Origin of the sequence: Erwinia rhapontici, from assembly GCF_020683125.1 — a bacterium.
Classification (GTDB): domain Bacteria; phylum Pseudomonadota; class Gammaproteobacteria; order Enterobacterales; family Enterobacteriaceae; genus Erwinia; species Erwinia rhapontici.
Genome location: NZ_CP085627.1, coordinates 1483802 through 1508059 on the forward strand (window position 1 = coordinate 1483802; position 24258 = coordinate 1508059).

Genomic DNA, 24258 nt, shown 5'->3' on the forward strand with positions numbered 1-24258 from the left:
GGCGTTACCGATATTTTCTTATTATTTAGGTTCGCTGCCGAACCATTTTTTGTACAACGTATTGTAGGTGCCGTTCTCACGCAGTGTTTTCAGTGCGCCGTTCACTTTCCCACGCAGCTCATCACTGCCTTTCGGGAAGGCGATACCGTACTGCTGTGCTTCAATTGACTCACCTACAGCTTTGAACTGGCCTTTGCCTGCGGTGTGGATGAAGTAAAGAATGTTTGGTGTGTCGTGCAGGACCGCGTCAGCACGGTTGGTACCCAGTTCCATATAGGCATTGTCGATGTTCGGGAACTGACGCAGATCTTTAAATTTGATGTGCTGTTTAGCGTAGTCAACCGATCCGGTGCCGCTCTTCACTGCAACCACTTTGCCATTCAGGTCATTGATGCCTTTGATGGCATCGTTACCCGCTTTCACCATTACTAACAGGCCGCTTTTGTAATAGCCGTCAGAGAAGTCGATCGCTTTTTGGCGCTCTTCAGTAATGGTGATACCGGCCAGAGCCAGGTCAACGTTACGGGTTTGCAGCGCAGGAATGATGCCGCTGAAGTCCATTGGCTTCAGGGTGTATTCCATGTTCAGTTGTTTGGCAATCGCATCCCACAGGTCGATGTCGAAACCGACATATTTATCACCCTGTTTGAATTCAAAAGGCACGAAAGCGGTATCGGTAGCAACAACCAGTTTTTTGTCAGCAGCCGTGGAAGACATCGCAAACGCCAGCGTCAGCGCTGCAAGAGAAACCTTAAAAATTGACTTCATCATTTTATCCTTATCGCTTCTCGGGAAAGGTCTTTCCCGATTAAATGCCCGCAGCCCTATGAAAGAATCGTGCCAGTTTTGCAAAAACAATGAAAAACAGCAAGTTAAATGCGATTTTTCTTAAGCTCATTGACAGGGTTCAGGGTGGTGCACAATTTTGGTGCCCCATTATGGTGCGCTGTGTCTATGGTGGTGCATCAGCAGTTTTAGCAAATTACGGGATAAAAACAACAGATAGTGTCGGGGGGGATTAATTTAATGTCACAGAGTTCTTACTTTAGCAACATTTTGGCAAAAAAAAGGCAGATGGATCACCATCTGCCAGGAGCTGAGCGGAATCGTCAGTGCGATTATTCGATGTTAGATTCGATAAACCACAGGAATTTATCCAGATCGCGTGATGCGGCGGTGAAGATGTCGGCAGAGTCTTCATCCGAGACTTCACTGATAGCTTTACGCACGTCATTAGCAACGATGCCATAACGATCGGCCAGCGCTTTCAGGTGATCCTGCACGCTGTGAATATTCAGCGGGTAGCTTTTCAACGGTGTTTTGTCGGCAACGATCTGCGTGGTGCCCAGTGCCACGCCACCCAGCTGCACAACGCGTTCTGCAATGGTATCCTGGTGGTCGGTGATCGCAGTGCGGAAGCCATCAAGCATCTCGTGGACGCCAATAAAGTTTGCTCCGCGCATGTTCCAGTGCGCCTGCTTGGTGATCAGCGACAGATCGATAAATTCAATAACCAGACGATTAAGCACCTCAATGGTGGCTTTTTTCTCGTCATCGGCCACGTCGTTACGGGTGTAAATCAGATCAGAAGATTTTGCTTTAACCAGTTTAGCGGTACTCATCATTAATATCCTCTTGATAGTCAGGTTGTCCTAATTGAATACGAGATTAAGTATAGCACTGGTTTTTAATTTTGTTGGAAAGTTAGTGCCTATTGATTGAATAGTGCCGGCCTGTTGACAGAATAAAGACAGAGAAGGGTGAGGTTAAATAATGATGCGAATGATTTTTGTTTATTTTATTATTATATATTTATGTTTTTAAAGGGTAATTTTTTTAATTTTGCATTAAGTGATTCATTTTTATTAAAATTATAACTGGATGTTTCTGATGAGGTAATTAACCAATTTGTCACAATTCGCGCTGTGGAATTAAGCATGGAGGATGTCATCACCTGCGGGAGATACATTTCCCGCAGGCAGGGTGCCGTTTATTCTCTTAATTCTCCCACCGGGTCAATGTCCTGCTTTGCCGGGCGCATCGTCAGGGTTGAACCCGCCGAGGCGGTAATAATCGCCAGCAGTGCCAGCCACTGTACCAGCGTCAGTACTTCACCCAGGAACAGCATGCCAGAGATAGCCGCCATTGCCGGTTCCAGGCTCATTAACGTACCAAAAGTCCGTGCAGGCAGACGTGTCAGTGCGACCATTTCCAGTGAGTAGGGCAGAGCACTGGAGAGCACCGCAATCGCCAGGCCAATGGGGATCAGTGATAAGGTCCAGATCCCGGGGTTGGCATACGCCAGGCCCAGCGGTACAAACACCAACGCGCCAATCAGGGAGCCTGCCGCGACGGTGGCCGGGCCGTGCTGGCTACCCGCACGTTTGCCCGCCAGAATATACACTGCCCATAGGGCGCCAGCGGTCAGCGCATATATCGCACCAAGCGGGTCTATGCTATCAATGCTATGCCCGATCGGCAGCAGGAAGAACAGCCCCAGTACGGCCAGCCCGACCCAGAGAAAATCCAGGGGTCGTCGTGATCCTGCGAGCGCCAGCACCAGTGGGCCGGTAAACTCCAGTGCCACGGCAATACCCAGCGGTACAGTGCGTATCGATAAATAGAAGGAATAGTTCATTCCGCCCAGCGCCAGACCGTAGATCACCAGTGGCAAGATCTGCTGACGGTTGAAATGCAACCGCCAGGGTTTGAAGATCACGCAGAGAATAACCGTACCCAGGCCAAGACGCAGGGCGGTAATGCCTGGTGCACCGACGGTAGGAAACAGTGTTTTGGCCAGCGCAGCACCACCCTGAATTGACGTCATGGCAATCAGCAGCACCAGCACGGGTAACCAGACAGCATTTTTTACGTGTGAAGACATCCTGTATTCCAGCCTTAATTGATCCGTTTCGAAGATAAACGCGCTGTGACAGTGTACTGGAAGGCGCTGTTAAACCCAGTGAGGGGAAAAAAATAAGTGAAAAAAACAGAAATTTTGTCAGAAAACAGGGCCAGTTCAGTAAAGAACTGTCAGATTTGATTAGGATTTATCTCAATGAAGCTTTTTTTACAGTCGATAAAAATAGAATGAAAATGGCAATAATCATAAGAAAAAAGAATGACATAGAAAGCATCATTAACTTTCTGTTACACCAAACATTCTGTTAGACAACAAAATCAGGGCAGAGTTTCTCGCTGATTTTTGTTATATTTCCAGCGTTGTCAGGAGAGAAGTACTTTCACATTTGAGGTGGTTATGAAAAAAATTGCATGTCTTTCAGCATTAGCTTGCGTACTGGCAGTATCTGCTGGTTCAGCAATGGCGCAGAGCACCGTTTCCGCTGGTTACGCTCAGAGTGATTACCAGGGCGTAGCTAACAAAGCTAACGGCTTCAACCTGAAATACCGCTACGAGAACGGCAGCGATGCACTGGGTTGGATTGGCTCTTTCACTTACACTGAGAAAGACCGTACCGATGCAGGCGACTACATCAAGGGCCAGTACTATGGCATCACTGGTGGTCCAGCTTACCGTCTGAACGATTGGGCAAGCATCTACGGTGTTGTGGGTATCGGCTACGGCAAATACCAGTACAACGAACCAAACCGTGAAAAATATGATTCAAGCGACGTAGGCTTCTCCTACGGTGCTGGTCTGCAGTTCAACCCAATCCAGGACATCGCTCTGGACGTGGGTTACGAGCAGAGCCGTATCCGCAGCGTTGACGTTGGCACCTGGACTGCTGGCGTAGGTTACAGCTTCTAAGTTGCTAACCGCAAGTCCGGATTACCGGGCTGACGTTGAAGAATCCGCCCCTCGGGGCGGATTTTTTTTATGTGAATGTCCTATTTAGCAAAATGATCCTGCGGCAGTTGATTAAACGGCAGGCGCTTCAGTGCAAAGTTAGTCACTTCAATCGGTGGCGCTTTCTCTGCGGATACAAAGCGATAGCGTGATGTAATTTCCCTCGTCTCAATCCCCGTCCACTGTGAGAACAGCATCAGGAAATCATTGGCTGAGCGCGGCGTAGTAATCATCTGATGACGACTGTCGTTACTTGAGCTGATAAACATCGGCACCTCAAAGTTCTGACGATATTTATCATCGTGAGTCAGATACTCGTTACGCGTCCCTTTCTCTTTAAATGCCAGGCCGTGATCGGAAAAATAGATCATCGAAAAAGTCAGGCCGCTGCTGTGTAACTGCTCCCAGAGCTGCTGCAGGAAACCATCGGTCTGCGTCATGCTGTACAGATAACATGAGGTTTCCAGCGAATGCAGACGTTCGACAAAGCGACCACGCGTGCGATCACAGGCCTTCGGATGCGAGCCGACAAGGTGATACACCAGTAAGCGAGGACGATCGACCGGACGTGCCAGTGCACCTGGCGTAAAACTCAGCAGGTCTTCATCCCGCGTGTTTTTATCCGCTTCAAAGTCGCCGCTTTTAAGGAAATGCACATTTTTGGCTCGCTGAGCAATGCTGGCAATCGGCGTATCATATTGACCAATCTGGCCCTGGTTCGACATCCACCAGGTATCAAACCCGGCGCGGTTAGCGAGAGTAATGATATTGTTCTGGTATTCAGGGTTACCGTCCACCACCTGATTAAGCGTCAAGCCCAGCGATTTCTGAGTGGAAGAGGCCGCCGAGGTATAGCGGGTGAAAAACTGGCCGTTAAGCTGGCTGGCAAAAGGCGTATTATCCCAGTGCCCGCCAAAGGCACCCAGCGCATCACGACGCGCGCTTTCCCCAATGACCACCACATAAATCTGCTGCTGGGGTTTGACGCTTAACACATGCCAGTCGTCTTTCAGCGTGGCCAGCTGGTTCATCCGGTCGATCTCTTTATCGACAGAAAACTTACTCTCCAGCGTATCTTTCACAAAGCGCACCAGTGGGAAACCGGTATCCTTCAGATTAAACACCCCGCCCGTCAGCTGATTCATCACTGGCTGTGTCACCCACGCCACCAGTACGAAAGCGAGGCAGGCACTTTCCGCGTGCCACCAGCGCTGTTTTTCCAGTGGTTTACGCCTGAGCGCCAGCAGTCCGGCGGCCAGAATGGCCATGCCAATAAAATAATCATGCAGCGGGAAGATCAGCATTATTTCACTGGCTTCTTCCACATTGGTCGCGTGCAGTGCCAGCAGGGTATTAAAATTGGGTGGGCCATAAACCTGACCAAAAGGGTAATAGAACCCGGCCATCAGTACACCAACGGCAATCAGCGTTTTTTGCGTCTTCGGGGCAATCGCCGCCAGCAGCACCAGCAGTGCCGTAAAGGCCAGGCTGTATAAACCGCTTAACGGGTAACCGAATGCCAGATTAATCAGAACGGATAAAAGTAAATACAGCCCAACGTACGGGCTAACCCAGGCACGATAACGGCCTGCTGTAGCAGTTTTAATTAATGTCAGATTCATTATTGGTTCTTATTAGGGAAAGCTATAGCGACCATTCAGTTCGACGCTGAAGTGGCAAACTGCCTGATACAACTCGTAAGATCATGGGGGAAGGGGTGGGGTGGAGCCCGATCGGCCTGCATTCTTTACGAAAGGCTGGCACGATAATCGCTGTTTTGCCGAAAGGCAACCAGCATCATCAATAAGTTCTGTGAAGTGACAAACAAAATAGTCGGAACAAGGGCTGAGTGGTTAAGAAGCCTGACGGGCAGGCTTCGAATTCACCAGCATTTCCAGCAGCATCAGTCGGAGTGTAAACGGCGAACGGCAAAAGAGTTTTAATAGCAGTGGTGTTTTCATCTGATGTCCCTCCGGTCAATCAGGATATGCGCGAATTATCATCAGGTATAGCACAGGCTATACCCTATAGCCATAGCTAATACGCTAAATTTTGTGCTTGCCTGCGGTTCGTTTACAATGTGGCACACAACAGACCGCTGCCCGCTATAATGCAGCGGTTGATAAGAAGAGGAAGCTGAATGAGTCGTCGCGCAAAAGTGGCAGTGCCCGCGCCACTGAAAGATATTGAAGAGCATGTCGAGGGTTTCCGTCAGGTACGTGAAGCGCACCGTCGTGAATTAATCGATGACTATGTAGAGCTGATTTCTGACCTGATCCGTGAGTTTGGTGAAGCCCGCCAGGTGGATATGGCTGCTCGCCTGGGCGTGTCGCAGCCAACGGTGGCAAAAATGCTTAAACGTCTCGCCACAGGCGGGCTGGTTGAACAGGTACCTTACCGGGGCGTTTTCCTGACACCGGAAGGGGAAAAACTGGCTGAAGAGAGCCGCGAGCGTCACCATATTGTTGAAACCTTCCTGCTGGCACTGGGTATCAGCCCGGATACCGCACGCCGCGATGCGGAAGGGATTGAGCATCACGTCAGCGATGAAACGCTGGCCATCTTTAAAAAATTTAGCGAAAGTCGTTAATCACCTTCTTCCCCCATCACTGGCGTTGCCTGCGACAGCCCTGAAGAACCTTACCCCATCCAGGGACGGTCCATCGGGTGTATGCTGATGCAGCGTCAGGGATAAAGGGGATATCACATGGCGCGCCAGCATGACTTCTCTGCTCAGACCTTTTTTGCACGATCGTTTTTTGCATCTGTTGGTGGTTCTGGGGCTGCTGCTGGCCTGTTTTGTGCCTTTCCGGCTGGCAGAACTGCCTGGTGCCGTAGACTGGCCCACCATTATCACGCTGAGCGGCTTGCTGATGCTGACCAAAGGCATTGAGGCCAGCGGTTATTTTGATGTGCTCGGGCGTCGTCTGGTGCAGGGCTTTCGCCACCAGCGCCAGTTGGCGCTGTTTCTGGTGGCCGCCGCCGCACTGCTCTCAACGTTCCTGACCAACGACGTTGCTCTGTTTATTTTGGTGCCGCTGACGCTCTCTCTGCGAAAGTATTCCGCGCTGCCGATTGCACGGTTAATTATCTTTGAAGCCCTGGCGGTGAACGCGGGTTCGCTGCTTACCCCCATCGGTAATCCGCAAAATATCCTGCTGTGGCGCCACGGTGAGGCAGGCTTTGCCGGTTTTATCTGGCAGATGTTACCGCTGGCCGGATGGCTGGTGCTCAGCCTGCTGTTACTGACCGCCTGCTGTTTCCGCGCGAAGAAGATTGAGCAGCATCAGACGTCAGAAGATGCCCCCTGGCAGCGCCGGTTGCTGTTCGCCAGCACGCTGCTTTATCTGCTGTTTATCACGGCGCTGGAACTGGATATCGCCGTCTGGGGGCTGGTGCTGGTGTTTGCTACCTTCTTTGCGCTGGCACGCCGCATCCTGTTAAGCATCGACTGGAGCCTGCTGGTGGTGTTTATCGTGATGTTTATCGATGTCTTCCTGCTGACGAAACTGCCGCTGGTGCAATCCACCCTGCATCTGGCCGGGCAGCTTCCGGCTGGCGGGCAGTTTTTGCTGGCTGCGGGGCTGTCGCAGGTGATCAGTAATGTCCCTGCCACCATCCTGCTGCTCAGCAGCCTGCCGCCGTCGGTGCTGCTGGCCTGGGCGGTGAATATTGGTGGGTTTGGCTTGCTGCCAGGCTCGCTGGCCAACCTGATCGCGCTGCGCATGGCAAAAGATCGCGCTATCTGGTGGCACTTCCACCTCTATTCCCTGCCGATGCTGGTGTGGGCGTTAGTCAGTGGCTGGGGGCTCTATTTGTTTATTCATGCGAACTGACGTCAGGCAATTCCGGATTTGTCAGGAAACCCTGGCATTTGTCAATTTTGGCCCTATGGTTATACCAGACTGAATCATTGCGCTCGCTGAACCCGGGCGCACTCACCGACGGATACTATGGCTAATCAAACCTCCTCTGCACCTGATGATGAATCCCAGCATCAGTCTGATGCTGCGCAAAATGAAGAAACTCCACGCAAACGGCCCGGTAAAAAGCCTCTGGTTATTCTGGCGATAGTGGTTGTCGTGATGATTATCGTGGCGCTGTGGTTCTGGCTGACCACGCGCAATATTGAAACCACCGATGATGCTTTCACTGAAGCGGATGCGGTGACCATTGCGCCGAAAGCCTCTGGCTATGTCACCGAGCTGCGGGTTAAAGATAACCAGCGAGTGAAGAAGGGCGATCTGCTGGTAGTGATCGATCCGCGTGATACCACTGCCCAGCGCGATCAGGCGAAAGCGCAGCTCGGCCTGGCTCAGGCACAGCTGCATCAGGCGCAGGCTCAACTGGAACTGGCACGGGTACAGTACCCGGCACAGAAAGACCAGGCGCTGGCACAGCTCGCCAGTGCGCAGGCCAATTATATGAATGCTCAGGCTGACGATAAGCGCCAGCGTGGCGTCGACCCGCGTGCCACGTCACAGCGCAATATCGATACAGCAAACGCCCAGTTACGCAGTGCCAGAGCTGAACTGGCGAATGCCCAGGCGCAGGTTGAAGTCGCTTCTCAGGTGGCTTTGCAGATCCGTCAGCAGGAAACCAATGTTGAAGCGCGGCAGAGCCAGGTTGAACAGGCACAGGCACAGCTCAATACTGCGAATCTGAATCTCTCTTATACCGAAGTCCGTGCCCCTTACGACGGTTTTGTCACCAAACGTAATGTACAGGTGGGGACGCTGGTGCAGGCAGGCTCGTCGCTGTTCTCACTGGTATCACCCGACGTATGGATTGTGGCTAACTTTAAAGAGTCGCAGCTGGCACGGATGAAACCGGGCGACAGAGTGGAGATTAGTGTCGATGCCTGGCCGGACCTCAAGCTGGAGGGACATGTCGACAGCGTACAGATGGGCAGTGGTTCCCGCTTCTCTGCTTTCCCTTCTGAGAATGCTACTGGCAACTACGTGAAAATCGTGCAGCGCGTGCCGGTGAAAATCGTGATTGATAAAGGGCTGGATCCGAACCATCCGCTTCCGATTGGTCTGTCGGTTGAACCTAAGGTCACGCTGGAATGAATCCCGGCCAGAACTGGAAGCCCGCCAGTAACCCCTGGCTGGTCGCGATGACCGTGACGCTTGCGGTGTTCATGGAGATCCTCGACACCACCATCGTTAACGTTGCCCTGCCGCATGTGGCCGGATCGCTCTCGGCCAGTTATGACGAATCCACCTGGGTGCTGACCTCCTATCTGGTGGCCAACGGCATCGTGCTACCGATTTCAGCCTTCCTGAGTCGTTTGCTGGGCCGTAAGCAGTTTTTCCTCATCTGTATTGTGATGTTTACCGTCTGCTCATTCCTGTGCGGCATTGCGACTGAACTGTGGCAGATCATTCTGTTCCGCGTATTACAGGGATTCTTCGGCGGCGGGTTACAGCCTGTGCAGCAGTCTGTGCTGCTGGATTATTTTAAGCCGGAGGATCGCGGTAAGGCGTTCGGTCTGTCGTCGATTGCGGTGATCGTGGCGCCGGTTCTCGGACCGACGCTTGGCGGTTGGATCACCGATAACTACAGCTGGCGCTGGGTGTTCTTCATCAATATTCCGGTGGGGATCCTCAGCGTGCTGGCGATCTACCAGCTGCTGGAAGATCCGCCGTGGGAGCGTAAAAAGGCGAAGGGCAAACTGAGCGTCGACTATATCGGCATCAGTCTGATCACACTCGGCCTTGGCTGCCTGCAGGTGATGATGGACCGTGGCGAAGATGAAGACTGGTTCCAGTCGGGGTTTATCGTTACCTTCGCGCTGTTGGCGCTGACCGGAATTGTCGGAGCGATTTACTGGTTGCTGTATGCCAAAAAGCCGGTGGTCGATCTGCTCGTGCTGAAAGATCGTAATTTTGCGGTGGCCTGCCTGCTGATGGCGGGTATGGCTGCCATCCTGTATGGCAGTTCGGTGGTTATCCCTCAACTGGCACAGCAGGACCTGGGGTATACCGCCACGCTCTCGGGGCTGGTGTTGTCGCCCGGGGCGGTGCTGATTGTGCTGTCGATCCCGCTGGTGCTGAAGCTGATGCCCATCGTGCAGACGCGTCTGCTGATTGCCTTTGGCTTTGCATTGCTCGGGGTGTCGTTTATCTACTCATCGACCCTGACGCCGGATATCGACTTCACCACGCTGGTCATCATGCGCAGTTTCCAGACCATTGGCCTCGGCTTCCTATTTGTACCGCTGACCACCATCGCGTTTGTCACTATTCCGCAGCGGCTGAATGCCGATGCCTCGGCGCTGTTTACCATGTTTCGTAATGTGGCGGGATCGATTGGTATTTCGCTATCGACGGCGATGATCACCGAACGCTCCCAGGCGCGTAGCGCGCAATTGGTACATAACATGACCCCACTCAATGAGCCGTTTAACCTGACGGTTGAGCGTTGGGCCCAGGGCGTCAGGGACTATGTGCATATGGCGGGTGACCCGGTGACCATCGCCACCGGGCAGTTGTATAAACAGATGATCGTGCAGGCGCGTTTCCTCGCCTATATCGATGTTTTTATGGGCCTCAGTATTGTTGCCCTGGTCCTTATTCCATTTTGTCTGTTACTGGCGCCTATCAAGAGCCAGGGCAGTGCAGGAGCACACTGACATGAACGTTCCTCCTTCTTTTTTGCGTTCGCGCAGTGGTGGGCTGATAGCCGTTGCACTGATGCTCAGTGGCTGTGCCGTTGGCCCGGATTACCAGGCGCCGAAGCCCGCCACACCGGAGCGTTTTAACAGTATGCAGCCGGACGGTATCTCCGCGCCGCTGGCGGCAGCGACTAACCCGAACTGGTGGAAGTCATTTAACGATCCGCAGCTGGACAGCCTGATCGCACGTGCCATTAAAGGCAATTTATCCCTGCAGCAGGCGGTACTGCGTATCGCTGGCGCACGTCAGCAGCTGAACCAGGCACGCGGTGCCTGGGCACCTTCTGTGAACGGTAACGCCCGTTTTACCCGCCAACAGTTGGGCATTAAAGGCGAACTGGAGTCCGAAGGGGTCTACGACCAGATTGACCAGGCGGGAAGCGAAACCGATTTAAAACCGGCGCTAGACAGCCTGTCTAAGCCGGTCGGGCTGTATCAGGGCAGTTTTGACGCTTCGTGGGAGCTGGATCTGTGGGGCAAAGTGCGTCGTCAGGTCGAAATGGCCGATGCGCAGCAGCAACAATCGGTAGAAAACCGTAATGATGCGCTGGTGTCACTGGAGGCCGAAGTGGCGCGGGCTTACCTGCAGCTGCGGGGCGCGCAAGCCATTACCCGTACCCTGCAAACACAGATTGACGTGGCGGAGCAGACACTGGAGCTGACGCAGAGCCAGCAGCGTAATGGGCTGGCACCGCAGACCAATGTGGAGAACTCCCGCGCCCAGGTGAATTCACTGCGCGCTCAACTGCCGCAGTATCAGGCGCAGATCCACCAGGCGATGAACGGTCTGGCCGTGCTGACGGGCAGAGTCCCAGGCGCACTGGATGCGGAGTTAATGACCGCCAAACCGCTGCCGGCTCTGCCGAAAGCGGTGCCGGTCGGCGTACCGTCTGAGCTGGCGCGTCGTCGCCCGGATGTGCGTGAAGCGGAAGCCAGCCTGCACGCGGCGACCGCCAATATTGGTGTTTCTGTGGCGCAGCTATTTCCCAGTCTGTCACTGACCGGGCAGTTTGGCATGCGTAACAGCGATGCCAGCTATCTGGATAACTGGAGCAGTCATTTCTACAGCTACGGACCGTCCGTCACCATCCCGATCTTCCAGGGTGGGCGGCTGGTATCCAGTGTGAAGCTGGCCCGTGCGCAGCAGGCGAGCGCGGCGCTGGGTTATCGTCAGACGGTGCTGACGGCGTTGCAGGATGTGGAAAATGCGCTGGTCAGCTATCGCAGCGACCAGCAGCAGGTGGAAGGGCTGGATGACACTGTGGCGGCGTTACAGCGTGCCTTTACGCTGGCCAGCGACAGCTATCGCCAGGGGATCTCGACCTTTATTGAGGCGCTGGATGCACAGCGTCAGCTGGCGCAGGCGCAACAGCAGGCGGAACAGGCACGGGTACAGAGCACGCTTGACCTGGTCGCGCTGTATAAAGCGCTGGGCGGCGGCTGGGAAGCGTATCAAAACGTGAACATGCCGGATTATTCGGTATTTGGCCCCGCAGAAAACCCACAGTAAGTTTTTATCTTTCTAAAAAAACGCGGCTCTCATCAGGGGCCGCGTTTTTTTTGGTTTGAATCTCATCGCCTTTTTCCCTCAAAAAATGCAAGAAATGAGAGTTTACTCCATTTCACTCTTTTAACCTGTGTAAGCCATAACGATGGAATTCCTGTTTATTTTCATTATGTTTGACCATAAATGAGAGGCCTGTTCTGCGAAAAGAGAGTTTTTTATTATTCTATGATAATTAATTATCATTTTCTTAATTTGTTGTAATTAATGGAATTTATGAAAGAGATTTACGAGATTATCTGTTTTTTGGTTTGATATTTTCCTATCATTTCTTTATTTTAAATGAAATGAATAATTATTATTTCATTCTGGATGAAATGTTCTCAAATATTTTTTTCGCCAATTAGATCACATTAATACAACGTCATTGGCATGTTTATGTGATGGGTGTCGCAATTAAAATGAAATAATGCGATGTAACGCTCAAAATTTAATTTTCATTGTTAATTAAAATGAAAGAAATAGTCTAAATTAAGATTCAGAGGCGGTGAGCGGTTGAGCAAAATAATGATTTACCCCTCTGCATCCTACTAACCAGGTCGATGAGAGGTCACTGTAGTCACCATGGCAAAAGAACAATATTTAACACCTAACCGGGCATCAGGGCCCAACAGCAACACCAAAACAGAACCCTTTGTTAAGGTCATTGCGTTGGTTGCCACTCTCGGCGGATTACTCTTCGGTTATGACACCGGCGTTATCTCCGGCGCGCTGCTGTTTATGGGCGACGAATTACACCTTACTCCCTTCACTACCGGACTGGTCACCAGTTCACTGCTGTTTGGTGCAGCCTTCGGCGCACTGTTTTCCGGGCATTTCGCGGCTTCTGCCGGGCGTAAAAAAATCATTATCATTTTGGCGATTATTTTCGCTGTCGGCGCAATGGGGACCGCCCTGGCACCGAACGTGGAATGGATGATCTTCTTCCGACTGGTGCTAGGGGTGGCCGTTGGTGGTGCATCCGCCACGGTGCCGATCTACATTGCAGAGATCGCACCAGCGAATAAGCGTGGGCAACTGGTGACGATTCAGGAGCTGATGATTGTCTCCGGCCAGATGCTGGCTTATATCTCGAATGCCGGATTTAACGCCGCGTGGGGTGGCCATGAAACCTGGCGCTGGATGCTGGCCGTGGCCACCATTCCTGCAGTGCTGCTGTGGTTTGGCATGATGTTTATGCCGGACACACCACGCTGGTATGCGATGAAAGGACGCCTGGCAGAAGCGCGTAAAGTGCTGGAACGCACCCGTGCCAAAGAGGACGTTGACTGGGAGCTGGAGGAGATTACTGAAACGCTGGAAGATGAGGACAAAGCCCAGACGCGAGCCAGCGTGCGTGAGCTGAAAAAGCCCTGGCTGTTTAAGCTATTCCTGATCGGTATCGGGGTGGCGGTGATCCAGCAAACCTCCGGTGTAAATACCATCATGTACTATGCACCGACGATGCTAAAAGCGGTGGGAATGAGTACGGATGCAGCGTTGTTTGCCACCATCGCTAACGGGGCTATCTCAGTGCTGATGACCTTCGTCGGTATCTGGCTGTTGGGTAAAATTGGCCGGCGAACGATGGTCAAAATCGGCCAGTTTGGCTGTACCGCCTGTCTGTTCTTTATCGGTGCCGTCAGCTATTTCATGCCTGAGACCATCAACGGTCAGGTGGATATGCTACGCAGCTACATGGTTCTCTTGGGAATGCTGATGTTCCTGAGCTTTCAGCAGGGGGCGTTATCGCCCGTCACCTGGCTGTTGCTGTCAGAGATCTTCCCAACAAGGCTGCGCGGTGTCTTTATGGGCGGTGCGGTCTTTGCCATGTGGATTGCCAACTTCCTGATATCTCTTGCCTTCCCGATGCTGCTTGCCAGCGTGGGGCTGTCAGGTGCGTTCTTTATCTTTGGCTTGATTGGTATTGTCGGGGCGGTATTTGTTATCAAATGCATCCCGGAAACACGCAATCGCAGCCTTGAGCAGATAGAACATTATCTGCATGACTGGCTCAGTAACGAGGAAGAGAGCAAAGCATTAACCGCGTCGAAACGTAAAGCAGAAAGTCATTAACCGCCAGGGCCGGGTTTCTTCCCGGCCCTGATGTTCCCCCTCTCCAGGATTTCCCGCTGTATGCCCCGCGCCTTTTTTTTGGCATAATGCGTGCTGACTCACATACTCACATTAAAAATTAAAGGCTATCTCTGTGCTAGTTTCCAGCAACGTCACCATGCAGTTTGGCAGTAAGCCGCTGTTCGAAAACATCTCTGTCAAATTTGGCGGCGGCAACCGCTATGGCCTGATTGGCGCCAACGGCAGCGGCAAATCCACCTTTATGAAAATTCTGGGCGGCGATCTGGTGCCATCTGGCGGCAACGTTGCTCTTGATCCGAACGAACGCCTGGGTAAATTACGCCAGGACCAGTTCGCCTTTGAACAGTATTCGGTGCTGGATACTGTGATCATGGGTCACGGCGAGCTGTGGGCGGTGAAAGAAAAGCGCGATGCGATCTATGCGCTGCCGGAAATGAGCGAAGAAGACGGCTACAAAGTCGCCGATCTCGAAGAGAAGTATGGCGAGATGGATGGCTACACTGCGGAAGCGCGTGCTGGTGAACTGTTGCTGGGCGTGGGGATTCCGCTGGAACAGCATTACGGCCCGATGAGCGAAGTGGCTCCCGGCTGGAAACTGCGTGTGCTGTTGGCACAGGCGCTGTTCTCTAACCCAGAAATTCTGCTGCTTGACGAACCAACGAACAACCTGGACATCGATACTATTCGCTGGCTGGAGCAGGTGCTGAACGAGCGTAACAGCACCATGATCATCATTTCGCATGACCGTCACTTCCTGAATATGGTGTGTACGCACATGGCGGATCTGGATTACGGCGAACTGCGCGTCTATCCAGGTAACTACGATGAATATATGACGGCGGCCACCCAGGCCCGCGATCGTCTGTTGTCGGATAACGCCAAGAAGAAAGCGCAGATCAACGAACTGCAATCCTTCGTCAGCCGCTTCAGCGCCAACGCCTCTAAATCTCGTCAGGCAACGTCACGCGCCAAGCAGATTGATAAGATCAAGCTGGACGAAGTCAAAGCCTCCAGCCGTCAGAACCCGTTTATCCGTTTCGAGCAGGACAAGAAGCTGTTCCGTAATGCCTTGACGCTGGAAGCGGTGACCAAAGGTTTCGACAATGGTCCCCTGTTTAAGAACGTCAACATGCTGCTGGAAGTGGGCGAAAAGCTGGCGATTCTGGGGCCAAACGGTATCGGTAAAACCACGCTGCTGAAAACCCTGATCGGCGAACTGCTGCCAGAAAACGGGACGGTGAAATGGTCTGAAAACGCGCAGATTGGTTACTATGCGCAGGATCATGCGCATGACTTTGCCGACGACCTTACCGTGTTCGACTGGATGAGCCAGTGGAAGCAGGACGGTGATGACGAGCAGGCCGTACGCGGTATTCTCGGCCGCCTGCTGTTCAGCCAGGACGATATTAAGAAGCCTGCGAAGGTGCTGTCCGGTGGTGAAAAGGGCCGTATGCTGTTTGGTAAGCTGATGATGCAGAAGCCTAACGTGCTGATCATGGATGAGCCAACCAACCACCTCGATATGGAATCCATCGAAGCGCTGAACATGGCGTTGGAAATGTACGAAGGTACGTTGATCTTCGTGTCTCACGACCGTGAATTCGTCAGCTCGCTGGCGACCCGCGTGATTGAAATGACACCGGGCAAAATCAACGACTTTACCGGTGACTACGAAGATTACCTGCGTAGCCAGGGTATCGTTTAAGGTCCAGTGGCTGCGGGCTGACCGAAACAGAAGGTCAGCCCCTAAGGAAGACCCGCACGGGATGACCATTTTCCCGGTCACCTCCACGCCAAACCCGTAGGGGTCGACCATTTGTTTCGGTCGACCCGTGCCAGGGTTAGCACGATTTATCAGGTCTCTGCCTCAGATTGATTTTCCGCCACCCGGTTTTTCCCCGCCTTTTTCGCTGCATAAAGCGCTTTATCCGCTTCCGCAATCAGCGCCAGACTGACATCAACATTGCGTTCGGCGTTTACCACATGCACCCCCACGCTGATGGTGACCACATTCCCCGTTTTTTCGGCATGCTGATGAGGAATAGCAAGGTTGGCGATGGCCGCGATGGCCTGATGAGCGAAGCGAAGTGCGGCAGCACGATCTGCCCCTGGCATCACCACCGCAAACTCTTCCCCCCCATAGCGGGCAACCAGATCCTCGGGTCTGCGGGGTAAATGCGCCAGCGTATCACCCACCTGTTTCAGGCAGTCATCACCTGCCAGATGCCCGTAGCTATCATTGAATAGCTTGAAGTTGTCGACATCTATCATCAGCAGCGCCAGCGGACTGTGCAGTTTTGCCGAACGCTCCGCGCTACGTTGCAGATAGAGATCAAACTGCCGCCGGTTGGCTAATCCGGTCAGGCTGTCTACCAGCGCCAGCGTCTGCAGAGTCCGGTTCATTGAGGTCAGCCTGTCGCGCACCAGGGTCAGCTCCAGCTGATTTTTCAGGTTAAGTGAAATATGGCGCAGCACCAGAAAACCGAGCAGGGCGATCACCAGCAGCAGAATGGTGCAGAGCGTAATAAAGATGCTGATATCGGAGAACCACACTTCCAGCAGATGGTTTTTGTCGTAGCCTGCGGCCACCACCAACGGATACCGTTTCAGGCTGGAGTAACCAAACACCCGTTCGATGCCATCCAGCGTAGAGCCATAAATGGCGGTACCGCTGGTCGCATTTTTGAGCAGGCTGGTAAACAGCGGGCCGCCGGAAATATTGCGATTAATGGTGTCATCGGAGAAAGGACGAACGTACAGAATTGTGCCGTCTTTCAGCATCAGCGCCAGCACATCGTGCTGGCCGAGGTTGTAGTAGCTGTACGCCTGCTTGAAGTAGCTCAGCCTGACGCTGGCCAGTAGCACACCCCGAAAAGAACCATCGTAATTATCCAGACGCATGGACACCGGGATAATGAGATCCCCGGTCGTTCTGCTGCGGATCACTTTGCCAATGTGCATCTGTGTGCTGCTGTTCTGCTGGTGATAAAGATAATATTCGCGGTCCTTGTTATTGCCGCGTTTGGGGATATTGCCATCTGAGGTCACCAGCCAGCGGCCCTGGGCGTCAAAGATAAACAGACCATGCAACTGTGGCAGACTGGCTTTACGATTGGTCAGGAGCTCACGCAGGTACTCGGTCTGATCGTCGCGCAGGCCGATCAGAGAGATGCGGTCACGCAGATCCTGTAATGTCAGATCAACCTGTAAGAAGGTATCTTCCGCCTGGCGGGAAAGGGACTGGGAGAGATTACGCGCATCATCCTTCGAGGTTGAAATCATGCGGTTCCACGAGCTCCACACAATCCAGCTGTTAATTGCAATCACCGCCGTGACAATCACCAATAGAAAAATAATCATCATCTGACGTAATGATGATTTTTCACTCGCGCTTATCCCACTTTGCTCATCAATCATGTGCTAATCAATCCTTTATGCATCCAGGCATTCAACTTAACTATAGTGCTGGTTGATGATGCCGCACACTTCACACGCCGGATCTTTGGCCAATGTCATACTTCGAAACTGTAAGGTCATTGCATCATACAACAGCAGTTTTCCTGCCACCGGGCTGCCGTATTGTGTCAGGACGCGGATCGCCTCCATCGCCTGCAATGAGCCGATCACGCCCACCAATGGCGCCATCACACCCGCTTCCACACAACTCAGGGTCGCTGTACCAAACAGGCGGCTGACACATCGGTAACAGGGTTCATCGTGGCCCCAGGTGAAGACGCTGATCTGGCCTTCCATGCGGATCGCCGCACCGGATACCAGCGGAATTTTGCGCACATGGCACAACCGGTTGAGCTGCTCACGCGTTTCCAGGTTATCGCAACAGTCCACCACCAGGTGATGCGCGGCGATCTGATCGCCCAGTGGCTGATCGTCCAGTCGGTCGTTGATGGCTTCAAGGGATATCAGGGAATTGATGGCCGCCAGCCGCAGCCGTGCTGAGTCCACCTTTGCCATACCGACCTGCGCTTCGCCGTGCAGGATTTGACGTTGCAGATTCGACACCGACACGTGGTCGAAATCGAGCAGTGTCAGATGACCCACACCGGCCGAAGCGAGGTACTGGCTGGCGCTACAGCCCAGCCCGCCCAACCCGACCACCAGCACCCGGGCAGCCTTCAGCCGCTCCTGTCCGTCAAAATCGAAGCCGCGCAGCACGATCTGGCGATTGTAGCGCAGCATCTCTTCATCATTCAGTTCGGGAAACATATCAGCCTTCCAACAGGGAATTGAACGGTTCGACTTCCACCCATTCTCCCACGTCGACGTTGCCGCGATCCCGTTCCAGAACAATAAAGCAGTTAGCCTGTTGGAAGGAACTGAAGATATGTGAGCCCTGATGGCCGGTGGTGGCTACCTCCAGCTCGCCTTGCCCATTGCGCTGCAAAATACCGCGCTGAAAGTCGAGGCGGCCGGGGGATTTCTTCAGAAAGCTGGCGCTCCGCACCCGCTGACGTGACGGCAATGCCGGGCCTGCCTGCCCCGTCAGCTTCGCCAGTAATGGCTGCACCAGCTGGTAAAAGGTCACCACCGCCGAGACCGGATTGCCAGGCAGACCGCAGAACCAGCTGTTCGGCAGGCGACCGAAAGCAAAGGGCTTACCGGGTTTCATTGCCAGCTTCCAGAAGCCGATTTCACCCAGTTCTTCCAGCATCTGCCGGGTGTAATCTGCTGCACCCACCGATACGCCGCCGCTGCTGATCACCACATCCGCACGGCTGTCTGCTTCAATAAAGGCGGCACGCAGCGCAGCCGGTTCATCACGGATAATCCCGAGATCGATCACCTCGCAGCCGAGTTTGTTCAGCATCAGCTGCACGGCGAAGCGGTTAGTATCGTATATCTGGCCCGCAGCCAGCGGCTGACCCACCGGCTGTAACTCATCGCCGGTGGAGAACAGGGCAACCCGTAGCTTACGCAGCACCGCGACCTGGGCAATGCCCAGCGAGGCGAGCAGCGGTAGTTCGGCCGCACCCAGTTTGATTCCCGCTTCCAGTACCTGGGTTCCCTGGCGGATATCTTCACCGACCCGGCGGATATTTTGCCCGGCACTGATGTCGGCAGTGATGCGGATGGCCTCACCTTCCTGCTCAGTCTGTTCCTGCATCACTACCGCGTCACAGCCCGCAGGCAGCGGCGCACCGGTCATAATTCGAATGCAGGTCCCGGCAGGCCAGTTGCCATTGAACGGGCTACCGGCAAAAGCCCTCCCCGCCACGGGCAGCGTGCTTCCCGCGGTGAGATCGGCCATGCGCAGGGCATAACCGTCCATGGCGGAATTGTCGAATGGGGGGACATCGATGGGGGAGATCACCGCGCTGGCGGTAATACGACCCGCGGCATCCGGTAAAGCCACGGTGTCATGTTGCTGAACAGGGATCACGCGCGCCAGCAACGTGCTGATTGCATCATCAAGCGAGATTAACCCCGCAGTGAAAGCTTCCATTGAGTTATTTCTCCAGGATTCGGGCAAAAAACTGATGGGATCATTATGGCGTGAATCGGTCGCAGGGTCACGTTTGCCCGTCTGCGTAAGCCATAACCGTCTATAAAGTTTATCTTAGAATTAATGGTTATTATCAGGGTGCGAACTTTCTGCTTTACATCGCTATATTGCCTGCCTATAGTCAAAAACTGCTTTTTTTCGACAAATATATTCTAACTCAGTGTTTTTCATGCTGATTTGGCACACAGGGTAAAATGAATTATGGCCATAGCGACGATTGCAATTCACGGTGGTGCAGGAGCTATCGCGCGTGCCAGCATGGATGCAGAGAAAGAGCTGCTCTATCGCCAGGCGCTGTTGCAGATCGTTGCCAGCGGGCAGGCATTGCTGGCGGCGGGGTGCAGTGCACTGGATGTGGTGACCGAGGCAGTGCGCCAGCTGGAAGAGTGTTCACTGTTTAATGCCGGGGTCGGCTCAGTCTTTACGCATGAAGGCACGCATGAGCTGGATGCCAGCGTCATGGATGGCCGCACGCGAGAAGCCGGGGCTGTGGCGGGTGTTACCCGCGTGCGTAATCCGGTGCTGGCGGCACGCACGGTGCTGGAAAACAGTCCTCATGTGTTGTTTATCGGCCAGGGTGCGGAATCGTTTGCGGCATCACATGGCCTCGAAATGGTCGAAAATGCGTTTTTCTCCACGCCAGAGCGCCGTGCACAGCTTGAGCGCGCCATCGCCACACAACAAACTCTGTTGGATCACGATGGTGATGCGTCTGGCGAACCGCTGGATCCTGACCGCAAGTTTGGCACGGTGGGGGCGGTTGCCCTCGACCAGGCGGGCAATCTTGCAGCGGCAACCTCTACGGGCGGCATGACTAACAAGCAGGTGGGTCGTGTCGGTGACTCCCCCTTACCTGGCGCAGGATGCTACGCCAGCGACAGCGTGGCCGTCTCCTGTACGGGTACCGGGGAAGTGTTTATGCGCACGCTGGCGGCCTATGATATCGCCGCGCTGATGGCGTACGCCGGACTGTCGTTACAACAGGCCAGTGACAAAGTGATCCACGAAAATATTCCTGCACTGGGCGGCAGCGGTGGGCTGATTGCCATCGACGCTGCTGGCAACGTGGTGCTGCCGTTTAACAGCGAAGGCATGTATCGCGCTTATGCCGTGGTGGGTGAACGGCCAGTGGTCGCCATTTATCGGGAGGAGCCCTGATGAGTGAGTTACCCCATCAGGATGATGTGGTGCTGTCGGTAAGCGACCTCAGCGTCAGCTTCCAGCATGAAGGCCAGCGTATTCAGGCCGTCAATAACCTGTCACTGGAGGTCCGCCGTGGCGAAACGCTGGCGATTGTTGGTGAGTCCGGTTCCGGTAAATCGGTCACCTCTCTGGCCCTGATGCGGCTGGTGGAGCAGGGCGGCGGGAAAATTGACAACGGGGAGATGTGGCTACGTCGTCGCAATCATCAGTTGGTCAATCTGGCCACACAGTCGCCGTCGCAGTTGCGCACCCTGCGCGGTGCCGATATGGCGATGATTTTCCAGGAGCCGATGACCTCGCTGAACCCGGTATTCCCGGTGGGTGAGCAGATTGCAGAATCCATTCGTCTCCATCAGGGCAAAAGCCACGCCGGGGCGCTGGCCGAGGCGCAGCGGATGCTCGACCTCGTGCGTATCCCTGAAGCAAAAAACGTGCTGGCGCGCTATCCGCATCAGCTTTCTGGCGGGATGCGTCAGCGTGTGATGATCGCGATGGCGCTCTCCTGCCGTCCTGCGCTGTTGATTGCCGATGAACCCACTACCGCGCTGGATGTGACCATTCAGGCACAAATACTCCAGCTGATCCGCGTGCTGCAAAAAGAGATGCAGATGGGGGTGATCTTTATCACTCACGATATGGGCGTGGTGGCCGAGATGGCCGACCGCGTTCAGGTCATGTATCGCGGTGATGTGGTGGAAACCGGCAGCGTCGAGGCGATCTTCAGTCACCCTCAACAGCCCTATACGCGTGCGCTGCTGGCAGCCGTACCGAAACTGGGGGCGATGACCGGGCGTCACTGGCCAGCCAAATTCCCGTTGGTCAGTGAAGGTGAATCCGTGGCAGAGCAGCCGCAGGATACGGTAAACCCGCAGGATACGCCGATTCTTCAGGTGCGCGACCTGGTGACGCGTTTTGATATTCGTGGCGGCCTGCTCAACCGGGTACAGCGCCGTGTGCATGCGGTAGAGAAGGTGAGCTTTGATCTGCGCCCCGGCGAAACGCTGGCGCTGGTGGGAGAGTCCGGCTGCGGCAAGTCCACCACCGGGCGTTCGCTGCTGCGGCTGGTTGAAAGCCAGGGCGGCAGCATCACTTTCAACGGCCAGCGTATCGATAATCTGACTGGGAGCGCGTTGTCGCATCTGCGGCGTGATATTCAGTTTATTTTCCAGGACCCTTATGCGTCGCTCGACCCGCGCCTGACGGTGGGGTTTTCGATCATGGAACCGCTGCTGGTGCACGGCATTGCCCGTGGGCGGGAGGCCGAGCAGCGCGTGGCCGCCCTGTTAGAGCGCGTCGGCCTGCTGCCTGAACACGCCCAGCGCTATCCCCATGAATTTTCCGGCGGGCAGCGACAACGCATCTGTATTGCCCGCGCGCTGGCGCTTAATCCGAAAGTCGTGATCGCCGATGAAGCGGTTTCCGCGCTGGATGTGTCGATCCAGGCACAGATTATTAATTTGATGCTCGATTTGCAGCGTGAATTTGGCATTGCGTTTCTGTTTATCTCGCACGATATGGCGGTGGTGGAACGAATCAGCCACCGTGTGGCGGTGATGTTCCTTGGGCAGATTGTGGAAATCGGTCCGCGCCAGGCGGTGTTCGAACATCCCCAGCATCCTTACACTCGTAAGCTGATGGCCGCTGTACCGGTGGCCGACCCTGCGCACCGGAGACGTGAACGCGCACTGCTCGTTGATGAAATACCCAGCCCAATCCACGCCCTCGGTGATGAGCCGGATGTGGCACCGCTGGTAGAGGTGAGCGCCGGGCATTACGTGGCGCGCCATGCCATAAATCGCAGCTAGAACCTGTTTACTCCAGAGTAGAACGACAATAAGGGATGACATGATGAATCACTACACGCGTAAATTGCTGTTAACTGCTGGCCTGCTCGGCAGCGTTGTTGCACTGCCTGCCTGGGCGGCGAAAGATGTCACCATTGCAGTCGCCTCAAACTTCACCACCCTGGACCCGTACGACGCGAATGACACGCTGTCGCAGGCCGTGGCAAAGTCGTTTTATCAGGGGTTGTTTGGCTTTGATAAAGAGATGAAGCTGGAAAACGTGCTGGCAGAAAGTTACCAGGCCAGCCCGGATGGACTGAGCTATACCATCAAACTAAAAACCGGTGTTAACTTCCAGGATGGCACCCCGTTTAATGCTGAAGCGGTAAAAGCCAACCTCGACCGTGCCAGTAACCCGGACAATCATCTCAAGCGGTATAACCTGTTTAAAACCATCGCCAGCACCGAAGTGGTGGACGCTAATACGGTAAAAATCACGCTTAAGCAACCGTTCTCTGCCTTTATCAACACCCTGGCCAGCCCGGCAGCGGCGATGATCTCCCCGGATGCGCTGAAGAAATACGGTAAGGATATCGGCTTCCACCCGGTCGGCACCGGTCCTTACGAGTTCGTCACCTGGAATCAGACTGATTTTGTGAAAGTGAAGAAGTTTGCGGGTTACTGGAAAGCGGGCTATCCGAAGCTGGACAGCATTACCTGGCGCCCGGTCGTGGATAACAACACCCGTTCCGCGATGCTGCAAACGGGCGAAGCCAACTTTGCTTTCCCTATCCCGTTTGAGCAGGCGAAACTGCTGGAGAAAAACAGCAAACTGGATCTGGTGACCTCGCCATCGATCATGCAGCGTTACATCAGCTTTAACGTGACGCAGAAGCCGTTTGATAACCCGAAAGTGCGTGAAGCGATCAACTACGCGATTAACCGTGAGGCGCTGGCGAAAGTGGCCTTCGCCGGTTATGCCACCCCGGCAACCGGTATTGTACCGCCGTCGATCCAGTACTCACAAAGCTACCCGGCCCCGGAATACAACCCGGCTAAAGCGCGTGAACTGTTGAAGGAATCGGGCTATCCGAACGGCTTTACTACCGCACTGTGGTCTTCGCATAATCACAGCACTGCGCAGAAGGTGTTGCAATTCACCCAGCAGCAGCTGGCACAGGTGGGCATCAAAGTGGAACTGACGGCGATGGATGCCGGTCAGCGTGCGGCACAGGTTGAAGATAAAGGCCAGAAAGAGAGCGGCGTGCGCATGTTCTACACTGGCTGGTCTGCCTCTACCGGGGAAGCCAACTGGGCCTTAACGCCGCTGTTCGCCACGCAGTCCTGGCCGCCAACCATCTTTAACACCGCTTTCTACAGCAACACACAGGTGGATAAAGATCTGGCTGATGCGCTGAATACGACTGACGGCGAGAAAAAAGCCGCGCTGTACAAAGATGCGCAGGACCGTATCTGGAAAGATCAGCCTTGGGCACCGCTGGTCGTGGAAAAGCTGGTTTCGGCAAACACCAAAAACCTGACCGGGTTCTATGTAATGCCGGATACCTCGTTCAGCTTTGACGATGCTGACCTGAAGTAATGGACTAACGCGCCTCCCGTCAG

General features: G+C 54.1%; 18 protein-coding genes. 11 read left to right on the forward strand and 7 right to left on the reverse strand.

All coding sequences use genetic code 11. The features are described from left to right. Positions 1-21 precede the first annotated feature (21 nt). The 3 genes from glnH to rhtA all read right to left on the reverse strand — a co-directional run bounded on the left by glnH (position 22) and on the right by rhtA (position 2884). A complete protein-coding gene (glnH, locus tag LJN55_RS07085) occupies positions 22-768 on the reverse strand; it encodes a glutamine ABC transporter substrate-binding protein GlnH (protein WP_133842094.1) in 747 nt (248 codons plus the stop codon). A gap of 350 nt (positions 769-1118) precedes the next feature. Continuing rightward, positions 1119-1622: a DNA starvation/stationary phase protection protein Dps gene (gene dps, locus LJN55_RS07090; RefSeq protein WP_133842093.1), complete on the reverse strand. Its 504-nt coding sequence runs from the start codon at positions 1620-1622 to the stop codon at positions 1119-1121. 368 nt (positions 1623-1990) lie between these two features. Continuing rightward, positions 1991-2884, reverse strand: coding sequence for a threonine/homoserine exporter RhtA (rhtA, locus tag LJN55_RS07095; protein ID WP_133841111.1), 894 nt, complete (start codon positions 2882-2884; stop codon positions 1991-1993). Between the two features lie 375 nt (positions 2885-3259). On the opposite strand from rhtA, the gene ompX reads away from it, so the two are divergent. Then, positions 3260-3769 carry an outer membrane protein OmpX gene (gene ompX, locus LJN55_RS07100; protein WP_133841110.1) on the forward strand — a complete coding sequence of 170 codons (510 nt, stop codon included), beginning with the start codon at positions 3260-3262 and terminating at the stop codon, positions 3767-3769. An 80-nt stretch (positions 3770-3849) separates the two neighbouring features. Here the strand turns inward: ompX and LJN55_RS07105 are convergent, their stop codons facing one another. Further along, positions 3850-5430 (reverse strand): phosphoethanolamine transferase, encoded by a 1581-nt coding sequence (locus LJN55_RS07105; RefSeq protein WP_171149361.1) that lies wholly within the window; start codon positions 5428-5430, stop codon positions 3850-3852. Between the two features lie 518 nt (positions 5431-5948). On the opposite strand from LJN55_RS07105, the gene mntR reads away from it, so the two are divergent. The 7 genes from mntR to LJN55_RS07140 all read left to right on the forward strand — a co-directional run bounded on the left by mntR (position 5949) and on the right by LJN55_RS07140 (position 15832). Further along, positions 5949-6398, forward strand: coding sequence for a manganese-binding transcriptional regulator MntR (mntR, locus tag LJN55_RS07110; RefSeq protein WP_133841108.1), 450 nt, complete (start codon positions 5949-5951; stop codon positions 6396-6398). A gap of 130 nt (positions 6399-6528) precedes the next feature. Next, complete coding sequence (locus LJN55_RS07115; protein WP_133841107.1) at positions 6529-7644, forward strand: SLC13 family permease; 1116 nt, start codon at positions 6529-6531, stop codon at positions 7642-7644. Positions 7645-7761: 117 nt separating this feature from the next. After that, positions 7762-8880 (forward strand): HlyD family secretion protein, encoded by a 1119-nt coding sequence (locus LJN55_RS07120; RefSeq protein WP_133841106.1) that lies wholly within the window; start codon positions 7762-7764, stop codon positions 8878-8880. Next, complete coding sequence (locus tag LJN55_RS07125) at positions 8877-10445, forward strand: DHA2 family efflux MFS transporter permease subunit (protein WP_227535931.1); 1569 nt, start codon at positions 8877-8879, stop codon at positions 10443-10445. The genes LJN55_RS07120 and LJN55_RS07125 overlap by 4 nt, the downstream gene beginning before the upstream one ends. Position 10446: 1 nt before the next feature. Continuing rightward, positions 10447-11997 (forward strand): efflux transporter outer membrane subunit, encoded by a 1551-nt coding sequence (locus tag LJN55_RS07130; RefSeq protein WP_159338100.1) that lies wholly within the window; start codon positions 10447-10449, stop codon positions 11995-11997. A 618-nt stretch (positions 11998-12615) separates the two neighbouring features. Beyond that, entirely contained in the window at positions 12616-14106 is a 1491-nt protein-coding gene (locus tag LJN55_RS07135) for a sugar porter family MFS transporter (protein WP_159338101.1), read from the forward strand. Positions 14107-14239: 133 nt separating this feature from the next. Next, positions 14240-15832 carry an ABC-F family ATPase gene (locus LJN55_RS07140; protein WP_133841102.1) on the forward strand — a complete coding sequence of 531 codons (1593 nt, stop codon included), beginning with the start codon at positions 14240-14242 and terminating at the stop codon, positions 15830-15832. 149 nt (positions 15833-15981) lie between these two features. On the opposite strand, the gene LJN55_RS07145 is transcribed toward LJN55_RS07140, so the two are convergent. Genes LJN55_RS07145 through moeA form a run of 3 tightly spaced genes read right to left on the reverse strand, consistent with a single transcriptional unit; the run spans position 15982 to position 19588 of the window. Then, positions 15982-17544, reverse strand: a complete 1563-nt coding sequence (locus LJN55_RS07145; RefSeq protein WP_227535932.1) for a sensor domain-containing diguanylate cyclase — start codon at positions 17542-17544, stop codon at positions 15982-15984. 36 nt (positions 17545-17580) lie between these two features. Then, a complete protein-coding gene (gene moeB, locus LJN55_RS07150; RefSeq protein ID WP_227535933.1) occupies positions 17581-18351 on the reverse strand; it encodes a molybdopterin-synthase adenylyltransferase MoeB in 771 nt (256 codons plus the stop codon). A gap of 1 nt (position 18352) precedes the next feature. Beyond that, positions 18353-19588, reverse strand: coding sequence for a molybdopterin molybdotransferase MoeA (gene moeA, locus LJN55_RS07155; protein WP_227535934.1), 1236 nt, complete (start codon positions 19586-19588; stop codon positions 18353-18355). Positions 19589-19849: 261 nt separating this feature from the next. Between moeA and LJN55_RS07160 the strand changes: the two genes are divergently transcribed. The 3 genes from LJN55_RS07160 to gsiB are packed head-to-tail and all read left to right on the forward strand — an operon-like array spanning position 19850 to position 24235. Beyond that, positions 19850-20806 carry an isoaspartyl peptidase/L-asparaginase family protein gene (locus LJN55_RS07160; protein ID WP_133841098.1) on the forward strand — a complete coding sequence of 319 codons (957 nt, stop codon included), beginning with the start codon at positions 19850-19852 and terminating at the stop codon, positions 20804-20806. Beyond that, on the forward strand, positions 20806-22656 hold the full coding sequence (gsiA, locus tag LJN55_RS07165) for a glutathione ABC transporter ATP-binding protein GsiA (protein ID WP_133841097.1): 1851 nt from the start codon (positions 20806-20808) through the stop codon (positions 22654-22656). Before LJN55_RS07160 ends, gsiA begins: the two co-directional genes overlap by 1 nt. Positions 22657-22696: 40 nt before the next feature. Continuing rightward, a complete protein-coding gene (gsiB, locus tag LJN55_RS07170) occupies positions 22697-24235 on the forward strand; it encodes a glutathione ABC transporter substrate-binding protein GsiB (protein ID WP_227535935.1) in 1539 nt (512 codons plus the stop codon). Positions 24236-24258 lie beyond the last annotated feature (23 nt).